Consider the following 19,922-nt stretch of genomic DNA (forward strand, 5'->3'; position numbering starts at 1 on the left):
TAGATTTGACTATCAAATCAGTAAAAAGCTCCAGACATCCGAGCTAAACCATGCAGGAAGGTGTCAGGATTGCCCTCGGGACTCAGCCTTTTATGGGATTTCTGCCATCGGCTTGCAGCTTTGACTCCCCGATTCCTCGCGCAGCCTTTCGCGAGGCTGTGATTAGTGCATAAAAGCACCAGCCATAGGAGACTTTTGCCGCATCGCTCTATACAGCAGGTATTGAGTGACTTTTTGATATCTGCTCAAGGAGTACCCCCCCCTGAAATATCAATTATCAAAAAATCACAAACGAAAGCAGAAAAAGGAATTTCATCAAGAAATCCCTGCAAGATAATCAAACACCTGACACATATAACACTATGGTCGTGTATTTCACCATCTTTCCAAAGAAAAAACATAAGCGCCTGTTTTTATTATAATAATCAAACAGAAAAATAATGTTATTCAGTGTCAAGACTTCTCTCAGGTCGTATAAAAAAACACCACTATTCACAAAATAAATAGCAAAGATAAAAACAACAGGATTGTCACAAATGTTCACAAATCACAGAATGCAGTCACCGGATCGGCATGTCTCTGACTAAAAACGCCGATCATCAAAACACGCTGATAACGTCGTGAAAACGGAAGGACTGATTATGTCAAACTACCTGAATGATATTGACGCAATTGCTTCACTGAAAGCTACTCAGGGCTCTTCCTGGGAAGCGATCAATCCCGAATACGCTGCTCGCATGAAAGCGCAGAACCGTTTCAAAACCGGTCTGGATATTGCCCGCTATACCGCCAAAATCATGCGCGAAGACATGGCGGCTTACGACGCAGACACTGCAAAGTACACCCAGTCCCTGGGCTGCTGGCATGGATTCATTGGTCAGCAGAAGATGATTTCTATCAAGAAACATTTCAACAACACTGACCGTCGCTACCTTTACCTGTCTGGCTGGATGGTTGCTGCACTGCGCTCCGAGTTTGGTCCTCTGCCAGACCAGTCCATGCACGAGAAAACGTCAGTAGCTGGCCTGATTGAAGAACTCTACACCTTCCTGCGCCAGGCTGATGCCCGTGAACTGGGCGGTCTGTTCCGCGAACTCGACTCTGCTCGCAAGGCTGGCGATACCGCTAAAGAAGCAGATCTCCAGAGCCAGATCGATAATCACCAGACACACGTTGTGCCCATCATTGCCGACATCGACGCTGGTTTCGGTAACGAAGAAGCCACTTACCTGCTGGCTAAGAAAATGATTGAAGCCGGCGCCTGCTGTATCCAGATCGAAAACCAGGTTTCCGACGAGAAGCAGTGTGGTCACCAGGACGGCAAGGTAACCGTTCCTCACGAAGATTTCCTGGCCAAGATTCGCGCTGTTCGCTACGCGTTCCTGGAACTGGGTGTAGACGACGGGGTGATCGTTGCCCGTACCGACTCCCTGGGTGCTGGCCTGACCAAGCAGCTGGCAGTAACTAACCAGCCTGGTGATCTGGGTGACCAGTACAACAGCTTCCTGGATGTTGAAGAAGTCACTCCAGAAAACATGAAAAACGGTGATGTGATCATTAACCGTAACGGCAAGCTGGTTCGTCCCAAGCGTCTGCCCAGCAACCTGTTCCAATTCCGTCAGGGTACCGGTGTTGACCGTGTCGTTCTGGACTGCATCACTTCTCTGCAGAACGGCGCTGACCTGCTGTGGATTGAGACCGAAAAACCTCACGTTGGCCAGATCGCCGAGATGGTTAACAAGATTCGTGAAACCTGCCCGAACGCTAAGCTGGTTTACAACAATTCACCGTCCTTCAACTGGACTCTGAATTTCCGCCAGCAGGTATTCGATGCCTGGAGCGAAGAAGGTAAAGACGTTTCTGCTTACGACCGTGCTCAACTGATGAGTGCAGAGTACGACGCAACAGAACTGGCCCAGGCGGCTGATGAGAAGATCCGCACCTTCCAGGCAGACGCTGCCCGTGAAGCAGGCATCTTCCACCACCTGATCACTCTGCCAACTTACCACACTGCCGCGCTGTCCACCGACAACCTGGCTAAAGAGTACTTTGGTGATCAGGGCATGCTGGGATATGTTGCAAACGTTCAGCGCAAAGAAATCCGTCAGGGTATTGCCTGTGTTAAACACCAAAATATGGCTGGCTCAGACATGGGTGATGATCACAAAGAATACTTCTCTGGTGATGCTGCACTGAAAGCGGCCGGTGAAGACAATACCATGAACCAGTTCGGCTAAGCTGAACAGTCAGGCTAAATAGTTCGCCTCCCCCGCGTGAAATATCACGCAACCATTCAGGGCAGCTTCTCGCTGCCCTGATTTATTTTGACTGAGCAAAGCCCTGATTCATTGAGTAGACTTAGGATCAGCTCACCCCGGACGGTGTCCGTAGACGCCGGACACTGGGATCAAACCTTAACACAACCTACCAAACTATTACGTACGACACCCCTTTTAACAAGAAAATTTATTCACTATTTACGAATAAATTATCAAAAATTCTCATTTCAAAATTATCCATAACAACCTCCACACACCCACAGAGACTCGAACATGACTGCACGTAAAAACCGAAAACCCGAACGATTTCCACACACAAAACATACCACCTATATAGTTAATTACCCTTTTAACTTAAAATCACATACTATACGTGATCAGTACTCATGCCCGAGTACCTCTCATGGATGAAGTCCGGATTGAGCCGGATCACAGAGGCCCAGGTTATGAAAGAAGGGTCAGAAGAAACACAGTGTTCTGACAAGCGTCGACTCCCGTATAGACAGACAGCTTTGATCCATTGTCGTGCTCAGTACGGGTACGATGAAAAACGACGGTGAAGGCACAACTACTGATCGGCAGCCCACGTCTGCCAGAACATTTTTATAGCTACACTAGGTGACCGATATGCGGATAGGGATCCCTGGAGAGATTCAGGAAAACGAAAACCGGGTAGCCGCTACGCCTGATACAATAGGCAAGCTGCAAAAGCTCGGTTATGACGTCATCGTTGAGAGTGGAGCTGGTATCAAAGCCAGCTTTGATGATGCGGCTTTTAGAGAAGCTGGCGCTCAAATCGCAGAACGCTCAGAAGTCTGGGGTTCCGATATCGTTCTGAAAGTGAACGCACCAACAGACGACGAAATAGCTCTATTAAAAGACGGCGCTACCCTCGCCAGCTTTATCTGGCCCGGCCAGAATGAAGAGCTTATGAACAAACTCAGCCAGCGCAACATCAACGTGCTGGCTTTGGACAGTGTACCCCGTCTGTCCCGCTCCCAGTCACTGGATGCACTGAGCTCCATGGCTAATATTGGCGGTTACCGGGCTGTTGTTGAGGCTTCCCATCACTTTGGCCGCTTTTTTAATGGTCAGATTACCGCTGCTGGCAAAATACCACCTGCCAAGGTCATGGTCATTGGTGCCGGTGTTGCAGGTCTCGCTGCCCTGGGTGCGGCTGGCAGCATGGGTGCTATTGTTCGGGCTTTCGACACTCGTCCTGAAGTTAAGGAACAGGTAGAAAGCATGGGCGCTGAATTCCTTGAGCTGGATTACGAGGAAGAGCAAGACTCTTCCGACGGCTATGCCAAGGAAATGAGCCAGGCCTTTATTGATGCCGAGATGGCCCTGTTCATGGAACAGGCCAAAGAGGTCGACATCATTATCACCACCGCCCTGATTCCCGGTCGACCGGCACCCAAGCTGATTCTGGAAGACATGGTTAAAGCCATGAAACCAGGCAGTGTTATCGTCGATCTGGCTGCCCAGACCGGTGGCAACTGTGAATGCACAGAAAAAGACAAGGTTGTGGTCAAGCATGGTGTTACCGTCATCGGCTACACCGACCTGCCCAGCCGACTGCCAACCCAGTCATCGCAGTTATACGGCACCAACCTGGTGAATATGCTGAAACTGATGACACCTGAGAAAGACGGCAACCTGGTCATCGACTTTGAGGACGAAGTAGTCCGTGGTCTCACTGTCGTGAAAGAGGGCAACATTACCTGGCCTCCACCGCCTGTTAAAGTCAGTGCAGCTCCGGTAGCTAAACCGACGCCAAAGGTTGATGAAGTCAAGAAAGAGAAGCCTTCAAGTCCCTGGCTGAAACCTGCCCTGATCGCCGCAGGTGCCGCCATCTTCGGATGGGTTGCCCATTCAGCTCCGGCAAGCTTTCTGGAACACTTCACTGTATTCGTTCTGTCGTCCATTATCGGCTACTACGTCATCTGGAATGTTACTTCTGCCCTGCACACACCTCTGATGAGTGTGACCAACGCCATCAGCGGCATTATTGTGATCGGTGCCCTGATGCAAATGGGGAGTGACAACAATATTATTCTGGCTATGTCGGGCATCGCCCTGTTAGTGGCCATGATTAATATTGTCGGTGGTTTCGCTGTGACCCAGCGGATGCTCAAGATGTTCATCAGAGATAATTAATCGCAGCGGGAGTAAACAGGAATGTCACAAGGATTATTATCGTCCGCCTACCTGATAGCAGCGCTGCTGTTTGTCATGAGTCTGGCAGGCCTGAGCCGTCAGGAGTCTGCCAAGAGCGGCAGTCTCTATGGCATGGTCGGTATGGTCATCGCCGTTCTGGCCACACTGGGTTATGCACACCTCGAAGGCTTTACCTTTGTCACCATTATGATGATTGTCGGAACAGCCACAGGCCTCTTCCTGGCCAGGAAAGTGGAAATGACCGAAATGCCCCAGCTGGTCGCCATCCTGAATGGTTTTGGCGGGCTGGCAGCGGTGTTGATCGGCTTTTCAAGTGCGATTGAATCTTCAGAATCACTGGTCAAGGCGGCTTCCGAGCTGGTGTCGTCTACCGAGCAACTGATTCACAGCATTGAAATATTCATTGGCATCATCATCGGTGCAATCACTTTCAGTGGTTCGGTTGTTGCCTGCCTGAAACTGAATGGAAACATCAACAGCCGTCCCGTATCACTGCCTGGTGGCCACTGGACCAACCTGGCTTTGATTGTTCTGGCCATTGTGATGGGGATTATCTACATACAGCAGGACAGCATTCTGGCTTTGATCATCATGACAGGTCTGGCCTTTATTTTTGGTATCACTCTGGTTATGGGCATCGGTGGTGCTGACATGCCGGTTGTGGTTTCCATGCTCAATGCGTACTCCGGCCTGGCCGCTGCTGCTACTGGTTTTATGCTGGGCAACAACCTGCTTATTATAACAGGTGCCATGGTGGGCTCTTCAGGCGCAATTCTCTCCTACCTGATGTGTTCAGCCATGAACAGATCCTTTATATCGGTAATTCTCGGTGGTTTTGGCACCGAAGCTGGTACTGTAGCGGAAGGTGAGGAACAGGGTGAATACACCGAGGTCAATGTAGAAGAAGTCGCTGAAATGCTCAAAAGCGCTTCCAGCGTGATCATCACTCCCGGATACGGAATGGCTGTCGCCCAGGCTCAGCACCCCCTGAGAGAACTGGTCAATAAGTTGCTGGCCCAGAATATTAAGGTACGCTTTGGTATTCATCCGGTGGCTGGTCGTCTGCCAGGTCATATGAACGTTTTGTTGGCCGAGGCAAAAGTGCCTTACGATATCGTTGAAGAGATGGATGAGATTAACGACGACTTTACCGAAACGGATGTTGTCCTGGTGATTGGTGCCAACGACACTGTAAACCCGGCGGCGTCTGAAGATCCGGGCAGTCCGATTGCAGGCATGCCTGTACTTCGTGTCTGGGAAGCAGAAAGGGTCGTCATATTCAAACGCTCTATGGCTACAGGCTATGCAGGTGTCCAGAATCCCCTGTTCTTTAAAGACAATTCTCGTATGCTTTTCGGAGATGCCCACAGTACCGTCGAAGGTATTCTTAAGCAGTTCTGATCTGCCCCCCCCGGATAGAAAGCCATTCTTCTATCCGGGTAGAAACAAACAGAACAGGGACCCTGCCTGAAATTATGACCCGCAACACTTAATGCTCATCATATTGCCTCCCTTGCACTGGAGCTTCAGATAATGAGATATCAGGCGTTGATGCTTCAGGCACCGGGGCTTCAGAGGCTGAGGCTTCAGAAACCACGGCTTCAGGTGAAGCTTCGGGTATTGAGGCTTCGGGTACTGAACCTTCAGGTAATGAACCTTCAGGTAATGAACCTTCAGGTAATGAACCTTCAGGTAATGAACCTTCAGGTAATGAACCTTCAGCTACTGAGCCTTCGGGTACTGAGCCTTCGGGTGCTGCGCCTTCGGGTACTGCACCTTCGGGTACTGCACCTTCGGGTACTGAAGCTTCAGGTACTGCACCTTCAGGTACTGCACCTTCAGCTACTGAACCTTCGGGTACTACACCTTCAGGTACTGCACCTTCAGATAGCTGGATTAAAGGCAGCGGGGACAGAACTATAGTCAGTCTGCTACTCTCCGCGAAGGGCACGTTATGAAAATAAGTGGGTGACCAGTTACTTTGACTGTCTGTTTTCACAGGACCGTATTCTTTACCATCTACAGACAGTGTAACCTGGTATGGCTGTTCATCAGGATAATAAAATCTACCTCCTGCAAACACACTAAAAGTGTAAGTAGGTTTATACACATCGGAACTGTCTAAGGACCAACCGACACTACCCTGAGGATACCTGGCATCAGTGGGATGAGCATCATCATTTACATTCTGGAAACCGATATTGGTATTGACGGGAATGTAAACACCAGACTTTTCGACAAAATCCAGTTTGACCGACAAGCCATTCACCTTCCTGAAGTGTGTCAGTCCACTGTACGCAAAGCCATCAGCTTTGGCACTGAAACCGTAACCGAGCCCTACCGTTTCATCTCTGAAAACCACATCTGCCGCAGACGCAAAACCGGAAAGAAATATACTAACGGGTACAACCAGTAAAACTTTCATGATTAAAAAAAGCCTCTTCTGATGTGATAACCCTGAAATATCATTAAGTCGCTTTCACCAGAATCAATTTCGCATCAATGATACTGGCGCCATCGTTTATTGAACTGTACAAAAATAAACGAACGTCACATGCCTACTTCTTGCCAGCCCACTTTCGTCTAACAACAAAATGTATCACTTGCAAAGCGGTAGAATGAGAAGCTAGACACTTTATGATATTTCCGGATTAGACCACCGCTCAATTATAGATACTCATTTCTATAACTGCTTTTTTTACCGTAAAAAATATTTTGTTAAGCCACCCCACCATTACAGATCAAGAGAATCAATTCTGGAAATGGCCGTCCTGAATGACTTTCCAAATACCGGCATTTCTGCCCTGATCCAGTGAGTCTGTCAATCCGCTGCACTGGCACAGAGCCCGCCCGAAAATCAGAGGCCGCGAATATTTTCAGCTTCCAGCTCGGCAAAGTATTTCAGGGTCTTGACTCGCAGTTCCATGGTGGCATCTTCATCACAGACGATCATGGCTTTCGGGTGCATCTGCATGGCAGAAATGGTCCACAAATGGTTCACAGAGCCTTCTACCGCAGCATGGAGGGCATAAGCCTTATCCGCACCAGTGACCAGAATCATGACTTCACGGGCATCCATCAGTGTGCCTACACCAATGGTCAGAGCCAGATTGGGTACCTGATTGATATCGTTTTCGAAGAAACGGGAATTGGCCTGACGGGTCTTGTCAGTCAGGGTCTTGATACGGGTACGTGAAGACAGGGAAGAGCCTGGCTCGTTAAAGGCAATATGGCCATCGTGACCAACTCCACCCATAAACAGATCAATGCCGCCACAGGATTTGATCTTGTCTTCATAACGCTGGCATTCGGCTTCCAGGTCTTTCGGATTTCCATTGAGCAGATTGATGTTTTCGTGTCGGATATCAATATGTTCAAAGAAATTCTTAAACATGAAGGTACGGTAGGATTCCGGATGATCGGCGGGAATGCCCACGTATTCGTCCATATTGAAAGTCACTACATGCTCAAAGCTCACCTCGTCGGCATGGTTCATCTCAATCAGGTTCTTGTAGGTAGCCAGAGGCGTACTGCCTGTGGGCAGCCCCAGAACAAAGGGTCTGTCTGCCGTTGGCTTGAACTTGTTGATCCGTCTGACAATGTGCCTGGCGGCCCATTTGCCCACGTCGGATTTTGCGGATAGAGGAATTAAGCGCATAGTTTAATCTTCCGGTTGTGGACCTTCTGAATTCTGTTTAGCCGGACGATGGACATTTGTCACTCTGTTTTCGGCATGATGTAACCGGTTACACTATCATTTCTACAGATAACGGCCTATCTCACAGATCAATGTTTCGTGCAAAAGATACGAATTTCTCTGAAACAGTTCGAGCAGCTGGATACTTTACTTTCCGAACCCACCAGCGGCCTCTTTAATAAAACTGACAGTCCTGACTCAAAAAGTATATTCTTTACAGTCCACCTCTCTTTCTGGTTAGTCTTCAATACATGCGCATTCTCCACACGTCTGACTGGCACCTTGGCCAGCACTTTATAGGCAAGAGCCGTGAGCCTGAACATCAGGCATTTATTTGCTGGCTGCTGACAACCGTTGAAGAGAATTCTGTGGATGCCATCATCATTGCCGGTGATATTTTTGATACCGGAACGCCGCCCAGCTATGCCCGAACACTCTACAACCGTTTCATTGTCGACCTGCAGAAAACTTGCTGTCAGCAGCTGATTATTGTCGGTGGCAACCATGACTCGGTCTCAACCCTGAATGAGTCCAGAGATTTGTTGGCCTGCCTGAATACCCATGTGGTGGGTGGCGTTACGGAAAACCCGGAAGACCAGATAGTGGTTTTAAAGAACCATCAGGGAGAACCCGGCGCAGTGGTCTGCGCTATACCGTTTATCCGACCCAGAGATGTTCTGGAAAGTCAGGCTGGTGACAGTGACACCGATAAACAACAGGCTCTGCAGAACGCAATTGCCAGGCACTACCAAAAAGTATTTGAACTGGCCTCTGACAAAAACCTGCCAACTGTGGCTACAGGACACCTGACCACGGTCGGTGGACAAATGTCTGAGTCGGTGCGGGATATTTATATTGGCACCCTGTCGGCTTTTCCGGCCAGTGCCTTCCCCCCGGCAGACTACATAGCCCTGGGGCACCTGCACCGCGCCCAGAAGGTTTCAGATCAGGCACATATCCGTTACTCAGGCTCCCCTATTCCGCTCAGCTTTGATGAAACGTCCTGCCCTAAACAGGTGGTGCTGGTTGACCTTGAGCCTGGCACTGCGCCAGAAATCAATGAACTGGCAGTGCCCACCTTTCGTTCCCTGAAAAGCCTGAAAGGCAGCCTGAAGACCATTCAACAGTCGCTGGAGAAGATCAATGACGACTCTCCACTCACCACCTGGCTGGAATTGGAAGTCAGCACTGACGACTACCTCACCGATCTGCAAAAGCCTATTCAGATCATGCTGGAGGGCAGAAATCTGGAAGTACTCAGGGTCCGTCGAAAGCGTGAAATCAACAGTGCTGCTCTACAAAGCGAAAGCAAAGAGACGCTTGACGAACTTGATGTCGCTGAAGTGTTTGCCCGGCGACTGAACGACGAAGATCTTGATGAACAACGCACAGCCAGTCTCAGCCGGGCGTTTAATGAAATCCTTGCCACTCTGGATGATCCGGATGGTGACAGCAAAACCGCCAGACTTGAGGACGAGAAGGAGTTAATGGCTTGAAAATCCTCAGTTTACGTTTGAAGAACATCAACTCGCTCAAAGGTGAGTGGAAAATTGATTTCACCGAAGACAACTTCCGCAACAACGGTCTTTTTGCCATCACCGGTCCTACAGGTGCGGGAAAAACCACGCTACTGGATGCCATCTGCCTGGCTCTTTATCACCAGACACCCCGACTGAGCACGGTTTCTACCAGCGATAACGAGTTGATGACACGTCATACGTCAGAATCCCTGGCGGAAGTGGAGTTTGAAGTTCAGGGACAGGGTTACCGTTCTTTCTGGTCCCAGCGGCGGGCCAGAGGCAAGGCAGACGGTAAATTACAAAGCCCACAGGTAGAGTTGGCGAAACTCGATGGCACCATCATTACCAGCCGCATCCAGGACAAACTAAAGATCGTCAGTGACATTACCGGCCTCGACTTTGGTCGTTTCACCAAGTCCATGATGCTGGCCCAGGGGGGATTTGCCGCTTTTCTCCAGGCCAGCGCCAATGACCGGGCCGAGCTTCTGGAAGAACTGACAGGCACGGATATCTACGGAGAAATTTCCCGCCGGGTGTTTGAGCGTGCACGGGCAGAACAGGAAACACTCAACCTGCTTCAGGCCAGAACCGAAGGCGTTGAACTACTGGACGACAGTGTTCTGGAAAAGCTCACTGAAGAACAGACCGACCTGACGGAATCCAACCGCAGGATACAGAGCCAGACGGATGAACTGAACAAACAACATATCTGGCTGGAAAAGAAAGCAGAGCTTGAGCAAGAAAAGCAAACATCCCGGCAGTTACTCCAGCAAAATCTGGAACAGCAGGAAGCCAACCGTGAAACGCTGAAAAAGCTGGACGAATCGATTCCTGCCCTGGAAATAAAGCCGGTTTACAATCAGTTATTGTCTCTGAAGGCAGCGGCGGCTCAGCGTCAGAAACAGGTGGATGAATTGCTGGAGAAAGAACAAACACTCAAGCAAACCCTGACAAAAAAAGAGCAGGCCAGCAAAAGTGCGCAGGAAAACCTCATACAGGTCAAACAGCAAAAAGCGGAAACCGAGCAGCTGATCGCTGATCAGATCATTCCTCTGGATCTTAAAATAGCCGAGGCCCACCGCCGTCAGGCCGAACTGTATGAAGCACAGAAAGAACTTGGTAAAGCGCTTCAGAGTCAGCAAGAAAAGCACTCAACACTGCAACAGAATCGACAACAGCTTCAGCAGTCTCTGAAACAGGCTTCTGAATATCTGGCTCAACATACTCATCATGAGAAGCTGGCAGAACAGCTGCCTCTCTGGCATTCACAGTTTGAGCAGAGAAAGTCTCTGATAGAGCAGATTAATCAGCTTAAACACAGGCTGCAAGAACACCATACCCGGAATAAGCAGGACAGCGCCCGGCACGAGCAGTTGCTGGAACAGCAAAAAGTCAGTCAGGAACAATTAGCCCAGTCTCGTGACCTGCTTGAGCAAAAGCAGGCTCAGCGTCAACACTGGCTTCAGGGTCAGGAAGAGCCTTTACTCAGGCAACAACAACACGCCCTGATGGAGAAAGTACCCTTATGCCAGCAGTTGAAAACTCTGCTTAAGCAACATCTGGAAAGCCAGGTCAGCCTGCGTACAGAAAAAACGACATTGGACGAAAACAAACGGCAACTCACCACTGTTCAGACAGAATTGACTCAACAAAGGGACCTTTACAGAAAAGAAGCTCAGCATCTGAAAGATCTGGAAACCCTGCTACTTCAAGAGCAAAAAATTGCCAGTCTCAGTGAACATCGTCATCACCTGAAAGAAGGCGACCCCTGCCCACTCTGTGGTTCAACAGCACACCCTGCTGTGCAGCGTTATCAGCAGGTAGACGTTGATTCCACTCAAAATCGGCAGGAGGAAAAGAAGCGGCTTGTGACAGAACTGGAACAGCAGGGAACCCGGAAAAAGCAGCTGGAAACAGAACTGAAAACGCTGTGCAACACTTCAGAAAAACGCATTCTCGAATTACAGGACCGACAGGCATCGACGCAGACAGAATGGCAGCAGCTTTGTCAGTCACTGCAGATTCAACTCAATATCTCTGACTCTGAATCGGTTCATAGCTGGCTGGACAGCACCAGAGAGCAGCTGATAGCCATTAATGAACAGGTCAAGCAGTTGGACGCAATCAACCAGCAACTGCAAAGTGCCGAAAAGGTGGCTACCCGGGAACAGCAGCAGCTTGATCAGAAACAGTCGCAACTGGCTCTTTTGCATCAACAGCTGAGTCAAGCGTCAGAACAGATCGAAACACTAAGGCAGCAGCTATCCCGACACGAACAGGAACTGGGCCAGCTGGAAGCAGCCCTTCATCAGTCAATGGCAACGGCGCTTCCGGCACTGGAAACGCAGGACACTTGGCTTATGAGCCAGAAAGCGTTGAAAGATCGCTGGCAAACATGCCATCAGCAGAGTCTTGAACAACAGCAGGCATTGCAAACGCTCAATCATGAGATGCAAATGCTTGAGCAGAATCTGCTTCAGTCCCGACAGCAGGCCGATCAATTAAACCGGCAACTGGATCAGATCGACAGAGAGCAGGCTGATCGCAAAGACGTGCGGTTCACATTGTTTGGAGAACTGAAGGTGACCGAGGAACGCAGCAGGATCGAGCAGGCCATAGTCACCGCCGAACAAAACCTTAAAAACGCAGAAACGCAGTTGCAAACAGCACTGCGCGCTGAGAGCGAGCTGTCCGGCTCTATCCGGCAACATCTCAATGACCAGAAAACTCACCAGTCAGAACTGGAGCAAAAAGAAGCACACTGGCAGACCACTCTGGAAGACAGCCCCTTTGATTCCAGCGAACAGTTTCAGCAGGCTCTGCTCGCTCCTGAACAACGTAGCGAACTGGAAGCATTGAAAAGCACTCTGGACAGGGCCATTGCCAGCAGTACCGAACGTTTCAAACTGGCAGAAGCCTCTCTGGAAAAACTATTGAAAGAGGCCCTGACTGAACAAGCCGCTGAAGAGATCCTGACCTGCCTGAAACAACAGACAGCAGAACTGAGCCTCAACAATCAACGACTGGGTGAAATTCGACAGGCGCTCACCGAAGACCAGAAAAAGCGTCAGCAGTTGTCTGACTGGGTAGATGAAATCAGCAAACAGAGAGAGCAGTTTGCGGTATGGGAACATCTCAATAGTCTGATCGGCTCGGCAAAAGGCGACAAGTTTCGTAAATTTGCCCAGGGACTGACACTCGACCATCTGATTTATCTGGCCAACCAGCAGTTGCAAAGGCTGCATGGTCGTTACCAGCTACACAGAAAAGCGGTCGAAGCCCTCAGTATGGAAGTCATTGATACCTGGCAGGGGGATACCGCCCGGGATATCAAAACTCTCTCGGGAGGAGAGAGCTTTCTGGTCAGTCTGGCACTGGCACTGGCCTTGTCCGATCTGGTCAGTCACAAAACCAGCATTGATTCCCTGTTTCTGGACGAGGGCTTCGGCACACTGGACCAGGAGACACTGGAAATAGCGCTGGATGCCCTGGATAACCTGAACGCTTCAGGAAAGATGGTAGGGGTCATCTCGCATATTGAATCATTGAAAGAAAGGATTCCCACACGTATTGAAGTGAGGAAAGAGACAGGGCTGGGATACAGCTCTCTGGACAAACACTATGCCGTCGTCGGATAGACGGCATTAGCTTCTGGTCAAAGGACAGAAAAGCGGGCGGTGGCCCGATTAAAAGACCCGAAAGATCTCTTGAAAGGTAGCGTTATCTCGATCGATAACCCAACGGACCCGGTATCAGATAACTGGGAAGTGCTTTAACGATTGCATAAGATACACCTACGCTGATCGAGGCTGTCGCAAAACTCTAACAACTCGTTCCCACGCTCTGAGGGTGTCGCAAAACTCTCTCCAGCCTGGGAACGAGTTGACTCCCGTCATTCCCGGCTTCATTCTCGTCATTCCCGCGAAGGCGGGAATCCACACTGACTCACTACCAGAACCATACTGCCCGATGCCCCCCTGGCCTTGTCATCCCCGAGAAGGCAGAAATCCACCGTTGGCGCTGGATTCCCGCCTTCGCGGGAATGACGACCTCAGAGCATGGGAATCAGAGTTTTGCGACACCCACTGATCCTGTGGGTTTCAGATCATTCAGCAAATACAGCCATTTGAAAACTTGAAAGCTAAGGACTCACCAACAGCTTCACTGTTTCAGCCTTAACCTGCGCTGGCTCACCGGTTTCCAGCAATCGTATGCTCTGAACTCTGAGCCCTCTGGCATACATATCCGCAAACCCGTTCACAAAGGACGCTACCGATCCCTCCCTGATATAGATTTCAGCCTGCTGGGCATTGCCCTCTCTGACACCAATCTGTAGACCGCTCTGGTCAGCCACCTGCTGCATCAGCAGCTGCCAGTCTGCCAGATCAATGGGTTCTGCCTTTGGCATGGTCAGTTCTTCCGCCTGAAGCTGAGCTCTTTCCAACAGTTGAGTCAGCTCCGGTGCCGGAGTGACCGGTTTTTCAACCGGTTTAAACTTCAGGTACAGGACAGTGGCTCCGGCCAGAACCAGAACAAACAATAGAACTTTTATGAAGATTTTATTCACGGAGCTTCCATTAACGGGAAGAAAAAAAACAGTCAGTTTGAATGGCTGATACGACAGAACATCCTCAGAACCGTTGCTCTGAACTGAGCGCAATTATGCTCGGCCATATTCATCACACAATGCGCGATGAATACAATGGTAACCTTTCCTACGATCAAAAAACCAACTTCCTGCCTCTGTCAATGGCATCTGACGGAGTGGCTTTGCATTACCTCCGGTTTCTGGTCTACATTGGACGATTATGGATTGACTGGTGCAGAGTTGACGATGGAAAACCAATATACAACTGATTACCACAGTTGGATCAGCCAGCAACGGGAACTGCTGAAAAACAGGCAATTTGACGATCTGGACATCCCTAATCTACTGGAGGCAATGACTCTGCAAATGGCCGATATATCCAGTACCCTTGAATTACACCTGAAAACCCTGCTTCTGCACTTGCTGAAATACCGTTACCAAACTCAGGTAATTAATCCCATATTGCCGGAGCCCTACAACTGTCGGGAATGGTTCGGCAGCATTGATCGGGCCAAAAGTGATATATGGATACTTATTCGTAAAAATCCATCCCTGCAACGTTTGACCGATGAAGCACTGTCCAGTGTCTACCCCCACGCCAAACGTCTGGCCATAAAACAAATGAACCGCTATGTCCAGAAGCATCAGCAGCTTGATGATGGCAGCTTTCCGGCAGAGTGTCCCTGGACATACGATCAGATTATCGAGGAAGACTGGATACCAGAAGATTAGGGCAGGTGTAGAGGTATTCCTTCCTACGTCATGTCAGGCGACTCTCGGCTCAATAGCTTCAAGACTATTGCCCAGTTCAGCTGCGGTGACTTTGAGGTCATGGGCCGTTTGCAGGTTAAGCCAGCTCTGTGCGTCGCCACCAAAGTATCTTGCCAGCCTCAGGGCAGTATCAGGCGTTATTGCGCGTCTTTCCAAAACAATATCATTAATCCTCGAGGCTGGTATTCTCAGCGCTATAGCGAGTGCGTTGGCACTCATACCCAGAGGATTAAGGTAATCTTCCCTGAGGTTTTCACCAGGGTGTATAGGGCGCAGTTGGTTAGATGCCATTTTGAAAACTGCGAATTAAATCCGCCCTCTGAATGTCAGAGGGAAGCGCCCCTGAGAATCCGGCCTTCCCAGAAACTTCATTCCATCTTTCATGGTTTCTGGCAGAGCTTCACCTTCAGACACTTTCCCGTTCAATGAATAACTGCCGTTAAGATTAAAGCTGAAAACGGCATCTGTTGTCAGAAACTCGGATGACTGGCTAATTTTACCTTCCAGAGTATTTCCCTTACAGGTGAGATCAGCATCTGCTTTACCCAGTTCCACGTTACCCAGAGGACTGCTGATTCGCCCTCTTTCCCATTCCATACGACCATCCAGCTCGACACACCGACCCTGTTCATAAACCAGGGAGTCTACCACCAGATTGATATTACCTTTGGCTGTTGCCGGAACTGGCATGGCTGCAAGCTGCTGTAACCAGCCTGCCGAGGCGTCTGCTTCAAGGTCTTCAACCATCACACCCTGAGGACTGTAGGTCACTGTCGCCTGACCCACAACAGCAGACAAGTTATCGCCGACCTCGAGGTCCGCGCTGACCTTTCCGGTGAGCAGTGCAGAAGGCTGGAAATCCCAACTGACTTCATGAAGCTCGATACCATTGATGGTTAATTCCTGCGCTGAACCCGACCAGACTGAACCTGACAGACCTTCCAGCTCAATCCCCAACATGTTGGGTGCATGACGCCAGACAAAAGCGGCTGGCAACCCTGCCAGCAAAAAAACTGAGTAAGAAACAACGGCCAGTGCAGCCAGAGAAATGATTTTCTTCATATGTCTTAACTCTCGCTGAAGGCTGTCTCTGCGCTGAAGGCTCTTTCCATTCTCAGAGCCTTAACGATCACATGACCGGGCTTTTCGGCGGCTTCTACCTCCAGCTCCCTGATCTCAACCCCACCCTGCTGTTGAAGATTGACCAGCCATGCCAATAAACGATCAAAGCCCACTGTATCAAGATCGACCTGCAATGAATCTCGAACGGTTCGAACCCCGGTGATGCGCAGATCAAAATCTTTTGCGGTTCTGTTCACCAACTGGTCCAGAGGTAACACCAGATAGCGGCTCTTGTCAGGCCGACCCTGACGCAGACTGACGATCTCGTTGGCCTGTTTCTCTACAGAAGCCAGTAACTTCTGACTGGCCACCAGCTTTCGCTCGGCAGCTAACTGACGTTCTGACAAAGGGTTTAAAATACCCTGCCAAATGCTCCAGACAATAATAAACGCCCCTGCTACCGTACAGAGTTGCTGCTCGCGTCGACTCAGACCACGCCAGTAGGTTTGAGCCTGTTGCCAGCGCTCATTGAAGCTTTCCACAACGTTATTCATGAATCGCTCCCCTTGATGATCAGCGTACCATTGGCAATATCACCACGCTTCTCCAGTGTTTCAACCGTGATCACCAGTTGCTCACCCGACTCTTCCCGAAATGCCGTAAAAGTATCAAAATCCTTCGCAGTGGCTTCCACCCGGAGTGATTGCTGAGACTGGTTGTACGACAAAGTAACCGGCTTGAGTTGCGGATACTGTATAAACAGCGGGGCAGTCTGATCGAGCAGTTTCAGCAGACCCGAGTCATCGCTGTTGCTACTTTTCAAGGCCATAAGCTTCTGCCGCATCTGCGACTGCAGACGCACAATCCGCTCACCGGGGAACATGTCACTGTAGATCTTATGCGCCTGTGCATTAAGCTGTTCAGCCTGTTGTTCCAACTGTACCGACTTCACTACCGCCTGAGCCATAAACAGAGTGACGGTAAAAGCCAGAAGTCCGGCAGCCAGCCCCCAGGGTTTCAGGCTTTTGATGACGGATGACTCTACCTGCCAGACGCCCTGCAAGAGGTTGGCACTGTTTTTCTGTGAGGTGGCGCTCACCGCACCCGCTGCCAATACTTCCAGAGCAGAGCCCGAAGCTTCCTGACGCCATTCACCCGGCCTGTCCTCTGGTAGTTCGCTGAAACAGTTCACTTTCAGGGGCGTTTCTTCTGAGTCGTCCTCTGCCAGACAGAAGCTCAGCCAGGATGGATCACAGGCAGCCCACTGCCAGCGGCCATCCCGGAGTATCCAGCGTCCATTCATGGCCAGCGCCGAGCACTCTCCCTCGGTCCAGGGCAGAGCCAGGGCTTCAGGAATCAGGGTTTTGACTTTAAGACCGGACTGATTCAGTGCTTCGTACCAGAAAGCCATTTTCGAATGAGCGACCACTGACAGATAAACCTGAGTTCCTTCTCTGGCAATAACCGAAATATGAAGATCATCCACATCCTCAGCCAGATCATCTTCCAGACGAAAAGGCAGTGACTTTAATACCGCCTTGCTCAGTCTGCCTTCAACCTGAAGGCAGTGAACACTGACCAGCTCCGTGGGAACCAGGGCAATGGTTTTGGTATCCGGGAATAACTCCATCAGTGTTCCCAGGTCTTCAACAGACGGCAGAATACCAGAGGTAGCGTTTTCCCCTTCGGTTACCTGAATCACTGGCTCCTGCTCTACTGGATAGCATTGCCAGTGAACGCGCTGGCCGGGATCTCCAGGCAGCCTGATGATAAGATACTGGCTCACTCAAGCCCTCCAAACTCTCGGCGAATGACGCTGAACTTATTCTCTTCTTCCCGCCGCAGCAGGCTCTTTATTCGGACTTTGGTGTCCGCATAAGAAGCGGTTGCAGTCATTGCAAAATACTGACTGTCCACCGACATCAATTCATGGGTGTTTTCGGCACTGAAGTTGGAGAGAGAGGGTTGTTGAATAAATTCATCGACACTCCTCCAGCCATTCTCCGGCCTCTGTTCCAATACCTCTTTTGCCTGCTCTAAGGGAAGCTCACCCCAATACAGGGCGCTGAGCACCGGCGCATGGTCCGGCGACAGGGTATTGATATTGATCTTCATTTCAGTGGTCGGCAATGCACAGACAAAAGGTTTGACCCTTCTCATTATTCTGGCATTGACGCCTTTTACCGCTCTCAACTCCGAAACCGATCTCATACTGGTATTACTGGCCAGATAGGGCACTGGCAGAGACTGGTAATAACGGTCTTCCGCGCCCATGCCTGACCCCTGGGTGTTGTCATTATCTACCCAGTCTCTGGTTGATTGTGCAATGGTCTCGGCCTGATAGGACTCAATTCCCAAAGCTTCCATCAGGGATTGAAACACTTTGACTTCAACCGAGGTCTGCCCTTCTTTATCCGGAGCCTGCAAAGCATTCAGGTTTAAACAGGCCTGAGCGTCGAAAATTTCACCCCTGATTGTTCCGCCATCCATCGGAAAAATCACTTCCCCCGTGGCCCAGGTTTGACCAAGATTCACGGTTTCTTCGCTTTCATCAAACCCGTCCTGAAGTACTTTGACTGCCAGTTCTTCGCCAGACAATGCATACCAGCGTGCCTGTTCCATTTGTTGCAGGGAGGCTGTCCGGCGCATTTGCAGGGAAAATCCAAAAGTCATCTCTGCCGCTATCAGCACCATCAACGTCAATACGAACATAACAATTAGCAATGCGACACCCGACTGACGACGCTGAAAAGACGTTGTATTCTTTTTATCTGAAATCAGGCTCGTCATGAATCTTGCTCCTGAACTTCCCAGTTCCCGGAAAGCACGTAGCGCCGCTCGATGACCCCCAGATCATTCAGCTCAAACGTAATCTTCATACCTTGGGGCAGGGTATTGCCGAGCATTTCTAGCCATTGGCCATTAATAAAGTACTGAAATTTAAGTGAGCGGACATCGGTTAACAGATCCCTGACCACAGGTTCTGCATTCTCCTCCGGGTCCAGCACATAAAAGTGCTGACGTTCGAGCACTCCGGCTTTGAGCCGATAGCTGACTTTCTGCAACTCAGAGCGGGGGAGTTTCTGTTGCGGATTGCGCCAGCCCAGACGAATAAAGGCCGCCGCCTCGTCATCGGATTCCAGCATGTCTCTACCGGCAAACAGACTCTGATCCGTCAGTTCACCATCGACCCGCACACCCCGGTCAATCATTTGCCGAAAGTCCTGCTCCATGACCATCATGGCGTAGTCAATTTCCCGAATACGACTCTGATGATCGCTGGCAACATCCCGAGCACCCATAACCCCCTGCAGAATCTGCCAGGCACTCATACTGACCAGTGCAAAAATGGTCAGAGCCACCAACATTTCGAGCAATGTAAAACCGCGTTGGGTCGAGCGTTGCATGACATTCAATGACTTCAAGACCGCTTCACCGTGTAAGTTTGCAGACTGGCCAGAGCGGCTTTCTTCTCATCACGGTCGAGTCGGACTTCGACCTGGATGGCCCGAAAATTGTCATCCGCCGTACGCACACTTCGGTATCGAACATGCCAGGTTTGATCAGCCAGCTCACGGGTTTCTTTTTTCCAGGTCTGGGATGGCCATTGATCCTTCAGGTAGAGATCGACCAGTTCATTGTCGGCTACCCAGCGAGCCATGGTTTTGTTCTTCAGGTACTGGCTGTTATCCAGGCTTTCACTGCTGGTTCTGAGCACCGTGATACCGGCGATGGCCAGAATAGTCATGGCCATCAACACTTCTAACAAAGTGAAGCCCCTGACCTGTCGGGAACATCGGGAACAGCCTGAATAACGTTTCATT

Annotated in this window: 17 protein-coding genes; 7 read left to right on the forward strand and 10 right to left on the reverse strand. The window is 50.2% G+C overall.

Annotation, left to right across the window (positions count from 1 at the left end; genetic code table 11):
* Positions 1-641 precede the first annotated feature (641 nt).
* The 3 genes from ACOJUO_RS06215 to pntB all read left to right on the forward strand — a co-directional run bounded on the left by ACOJUO_RS06215 (position 642) and on the right by pntB (position 5,861).
* A complete protein-coding gene (locus ACOJUO_RS06215) occupies positions 642-2,237 on the forward strand; it encodes an isocitrate lyase (RefSeq protein ID WP_422135871.1) in 1,596 nt (531 codons plus the stop codon).
* A gap of 669 nt (positions 2,238-2,906) precedes the next feature.
* Positions 2,907-4,439 (forward strand): Re/Si-specific NAD(P)(+) transhydrogenase subunit alpha, encoded by a 1,533-nt coding sequence (locus tag ACOJUO_RS06220; protein ID WP_422135872.1) that lies wholly within the window; start codon positions 2,907-2,909, stop codon positions 4,437-4,439.
* 21 nt (positions 4,440-4,460) lie between these two features.
* The gene (gene pntB / locus ACOJUO_RS06225; RefSeq protein ID WP_422139261.1) at positions 4,461-5,861 is read left to right on the forward strand and encodes a Re/Si-specific NAD(P)(+) transhydrogenase subunit beta; all 1,401 of its coding nucleotides are present in this window, start codon (positions 4,461-4,463) and stop codon (positions 5,859-5,861) included.
* An 88-nt stretch (positions 5,862-5,949) separates the two neighbouring features.
* Here the strand turns inward: pntB and ACOJUO_RS06230 are convergent, their stop codons facing one another.
* Both ACOJUO_RS06230 and nagB read right to left on the reverse strand, forming a co-directional pair.
* Positions 5,950-6,885, reverse strand: coding sequence for a hypothetical protein (locus ACOJUO_RS06230; protein WP_422139263.1), 936 nt, complete (start codon positions 6,883-6,885; stop codon positions 5,950-5,952).
* A gap of 432 nt (positions 6,886-7,317) precedes the next feature.
* Positions 7,318-8,118 (reverse strand): glucosamine-6-phosphate deaminase, encoded by an 801-nt coding sequence (gene nagB, locus ACOJUO_RS06235; RefSeq protein ID WP_422135875.1) that lies wholly within the window; start codon positions 8,116-8,118, stop codon positions 7,318-7,320.
* Between the two features lie 290 nt (positions 8,119-8,408).
* Between nagB and sbcD the strand changes: the two genes are divergently transcribed.
* From sbcD to ACOJUO_RS06250, 3 genes are all read left to right on the forward strand, one after another.
* Positions 8,409-9,653, forward strand: a complete 1,245-nt coding sequence (gene sbcD / locus ACOJUO_RS06240) for an exonuclease subunit SbcD (protein ID WP_422139264.1) — start codon at positions 8,409-8,411, stop codon at positions 9,651-9,653.
* Positions 9,650-13,315, forward strand: coding sequence for an AAA family ATPase (locus ACOJUO_RS06245; protein WP_422139265.1), 3,666 nt, complete (start codon positions 9,650-9,652; stop codon positions 13,313-13,315). The genes sbcD and ACOJUO_RS06245 overlap by 4 nt, the downstream gene beginning before the upstream one ends.
* Before the next feature lie 244 nt (positions 13,316-13,559).
* Positions 13,560-13,766: a hypothetical protein gene (locus tag ACOJUO_RS06250; RefSeq protein WP_422135878.1), complete on the forward strand. Its 207-nt coding sequence runs from the start codon at positions 13,560-13,562 to the stop codon at positions 13,764-13,766.
* A 52-nt stretch (positions 13,767-13,818) separates the two neighbouring features.
* Here the strand turns inward: ACOJUO_RS06250 and ACOJUO_RS06255 are convergent, their stop codons facing one another.
* Complete coding sequence (locus ACOJUO_RS06255) at positions 13,819-14,244, reverse strand: hypothetical protein (protein WP_422139266.1); 426 nt, start codon at positions 14,242-14,244, stop codon at positions 13,819-13,821.
* A gap of 126 nt (positions 14,245-14,370) precedes the next feature.
* Between ACOJUO_RS06255 and ACOJUO_RS06260 the strand changes: the two genes are divergently transcribed.
* On the forward strand, positions 14,371-14,997 hold the full coding sequence (locus ACOJUO_RS06260; RefSeq protein ID WP_422139267.1) for a DUF29 domain-containing protein: 627 nt from the start codon (positions 14,371-14,373) through the stop codon (positions 14,995-14,997).
* Between the two features lie 33 nt (positions 14,998-15,030).
* On the opposite strand, the gene ACOJUO_RS06265 is transcribed toward ACOJUO_RS06260, so the two are convergent.
* From ACOJUO_RS06265 to gspI, 7 genes are read right to left on the reverse strand one after another with little or no spacing between them, the layout of a single operon-like run.
* On the reverse strand, positions 15,031-15,327 hold the full coding sequence (locus tag ACOJUO_RS06265; protein WP_422139268.1) for a HigA family addiction module antitoxin: 297 nt from the start codon (positions 15,325-15,327) through the stop codon (positions 15,031-15,033).
* A 15-nt stretch (positions 15,328-15,342) separates the two neighbouring features.
* A complete protein-coding gene (locus ACOJUO_RS06270) occupies positions 15,343-16,098 on the reverse strand; it encodes a type II secretion system protein N (protein WP_422139269.1) in 756 nt (251 codons plus the stop codon).
* A 5-nt stretch (positions 16,099-16,103) separates the two neighbouring features.
* Positions 16,104-16,652 (reverse strand): type II secretion system protein GspM, encoded by a 549-nt coding sequence (gene gspM, locus ACOJUO_RS06275; protein ID WP_422139270.1) that lies wholly within the window; start codon positions 16,650-16,652, stop codon positions 16,104-16,106.
* Entirely contained in the window at positions 16,649-17,884 is a 1,236-nt protein-coding gene (gene gspL / locus ACOJUO_RS06280) for a type II secretion system protein GspL (protein WP_422139271.1), read from the reverse strand. Before gspL ends, gspM begins: the two co-directional genes overlap by 4 nt.
* On the reverse strand, positions 17,881-18,888 hold the full coding sequence (gspK, locus tag ACOJUO_RS06285) for a type II secretion system minor pseudopilin GspK (protein ID WP_422139272.1): 1,008 nt from the start codon (positions 18,886-18,888) through the stop codon (positions 17,881-17,883). The genes gspL and gspK overlap by 4 nt, the downstream gene beginning before the upstream one ends.
* On the reverse strand, positions 18,885-19,523 hold the full coding sequence (gspJ, locus tag ACOJUO_RS06290; protein WP_422139273.1) for a type II secretion system minor pseudopilin GspJ: 639 nt from the start codon (positions 19,521-19,523) through the stop codon (positions 18,885-18,887). The genes gspK and gspJ overlap by 4 nt, the downstream gene beginning before the upstream one ends.
* Positions 19,520-19,921: a type II secretion system minor pseudopilin GspI gene (gspI, locus tag ACOJUO_RS06295; protein ID WP_422135886.1), complete on the reverse strand. Its 402-nt coding sequence runs from the start codon at positions 19,919-19,921 to the stop codon at positions 19,520-19,522. The genes gspJ and gspI overlap by 4 nt, the downstream gene beginning before the upstream one ends.
* Position 19,922 lies beyond the last annotated feature (1 nt).

It is taken from the genome of Endozoicomonas sp. ALC020 (genome assembly GCF_049275935.1).
Lineage (GTDB): Bacteria > Pseudomonadota > Gammaproteobacteria > Pseudomonadales > Endozoicomonadaceae > Endozoicomonas_A.

Coding starts and splice junctions, on each gene's coding strand:
- ACOJUO_RS06215 (WP_422135871.1), top strand. CDS start 642: ATGTCAAACTACCTGAATGATATTGACGCAATTGCTTCACTGAAAGCT.
- ACOJUO_RS06220 (WP_422135872.1), top strand. CDS start 2,907: ATGCGGATAGGGATCCCTGGAGAGATTCAGGAAAACGAAAACCGGGTA.
- pntB (WP_422139261.1), top strand. CDS start 4,461: ATGTCACAAGGATTATTATCGTCCGCCTACCTGATAGCAGCGCTGCTG.
- ACOJUO_RS06230 (WP_422139263.1), bottom strand. CDS start 6,885: ATGAAAGTTTTACTGGTTGTACCCGTTAGTATATTTCTTTCCGGTTTT.
- nagB (WP_422135875.1), bottom strand. CDS start 8,118: ATGCGCTTAATTCCTCTATCCGCAAAATCCGACGTGGGCAAATGGGCC.
- sbcD (WP_422139264.1), top strand. CDS start 8,409: ATGCGCATTCTCCACACGTCTGACTGGCACCTTGGCCAGCACTTTATA.
- ACOJUO_RS06260 (WP_422139267.1), top strand. CDS start 14,371: ATGAATACAATGGTAACCTTTCCTACGATCAAAAAACCAACTTCCTGC.
- ACOJUO_RS06265 (WP_422139268.1), bottom strand. CDS start 15,327: ATGGCATCTAACCAACTGCGCCCTATACACCCTGGTGAAAACCTCAGG.
- ACOJUO_RS06270 (WP_422139269.1), bottom strand. CDS start 16,098: ATGAAGAAAATCATTTCTCTGGCTGCACTGGCCGTTGTTTCTTACTCA.
- gspM (WP_422139270.1), bottom strand. CDS start 16,652: ATGAATAACGTTGTGGAAAGCTTCAATGAGCGCTGGCAACAGGCTCAA.
- gspK (WP_422139272.1), bottom strand. CDS start 18,888: ATGACGAGCCTGATTTCAGATAAAAAGAATACAACGTCTTTTCAGCGT.
- gspI (WP_422135886.1), bottom strand. CDS start 19,921: ATGAAACGTTATTCAGGCTGTTCCCGATGTTCCCGACAGGTCAGGGGC.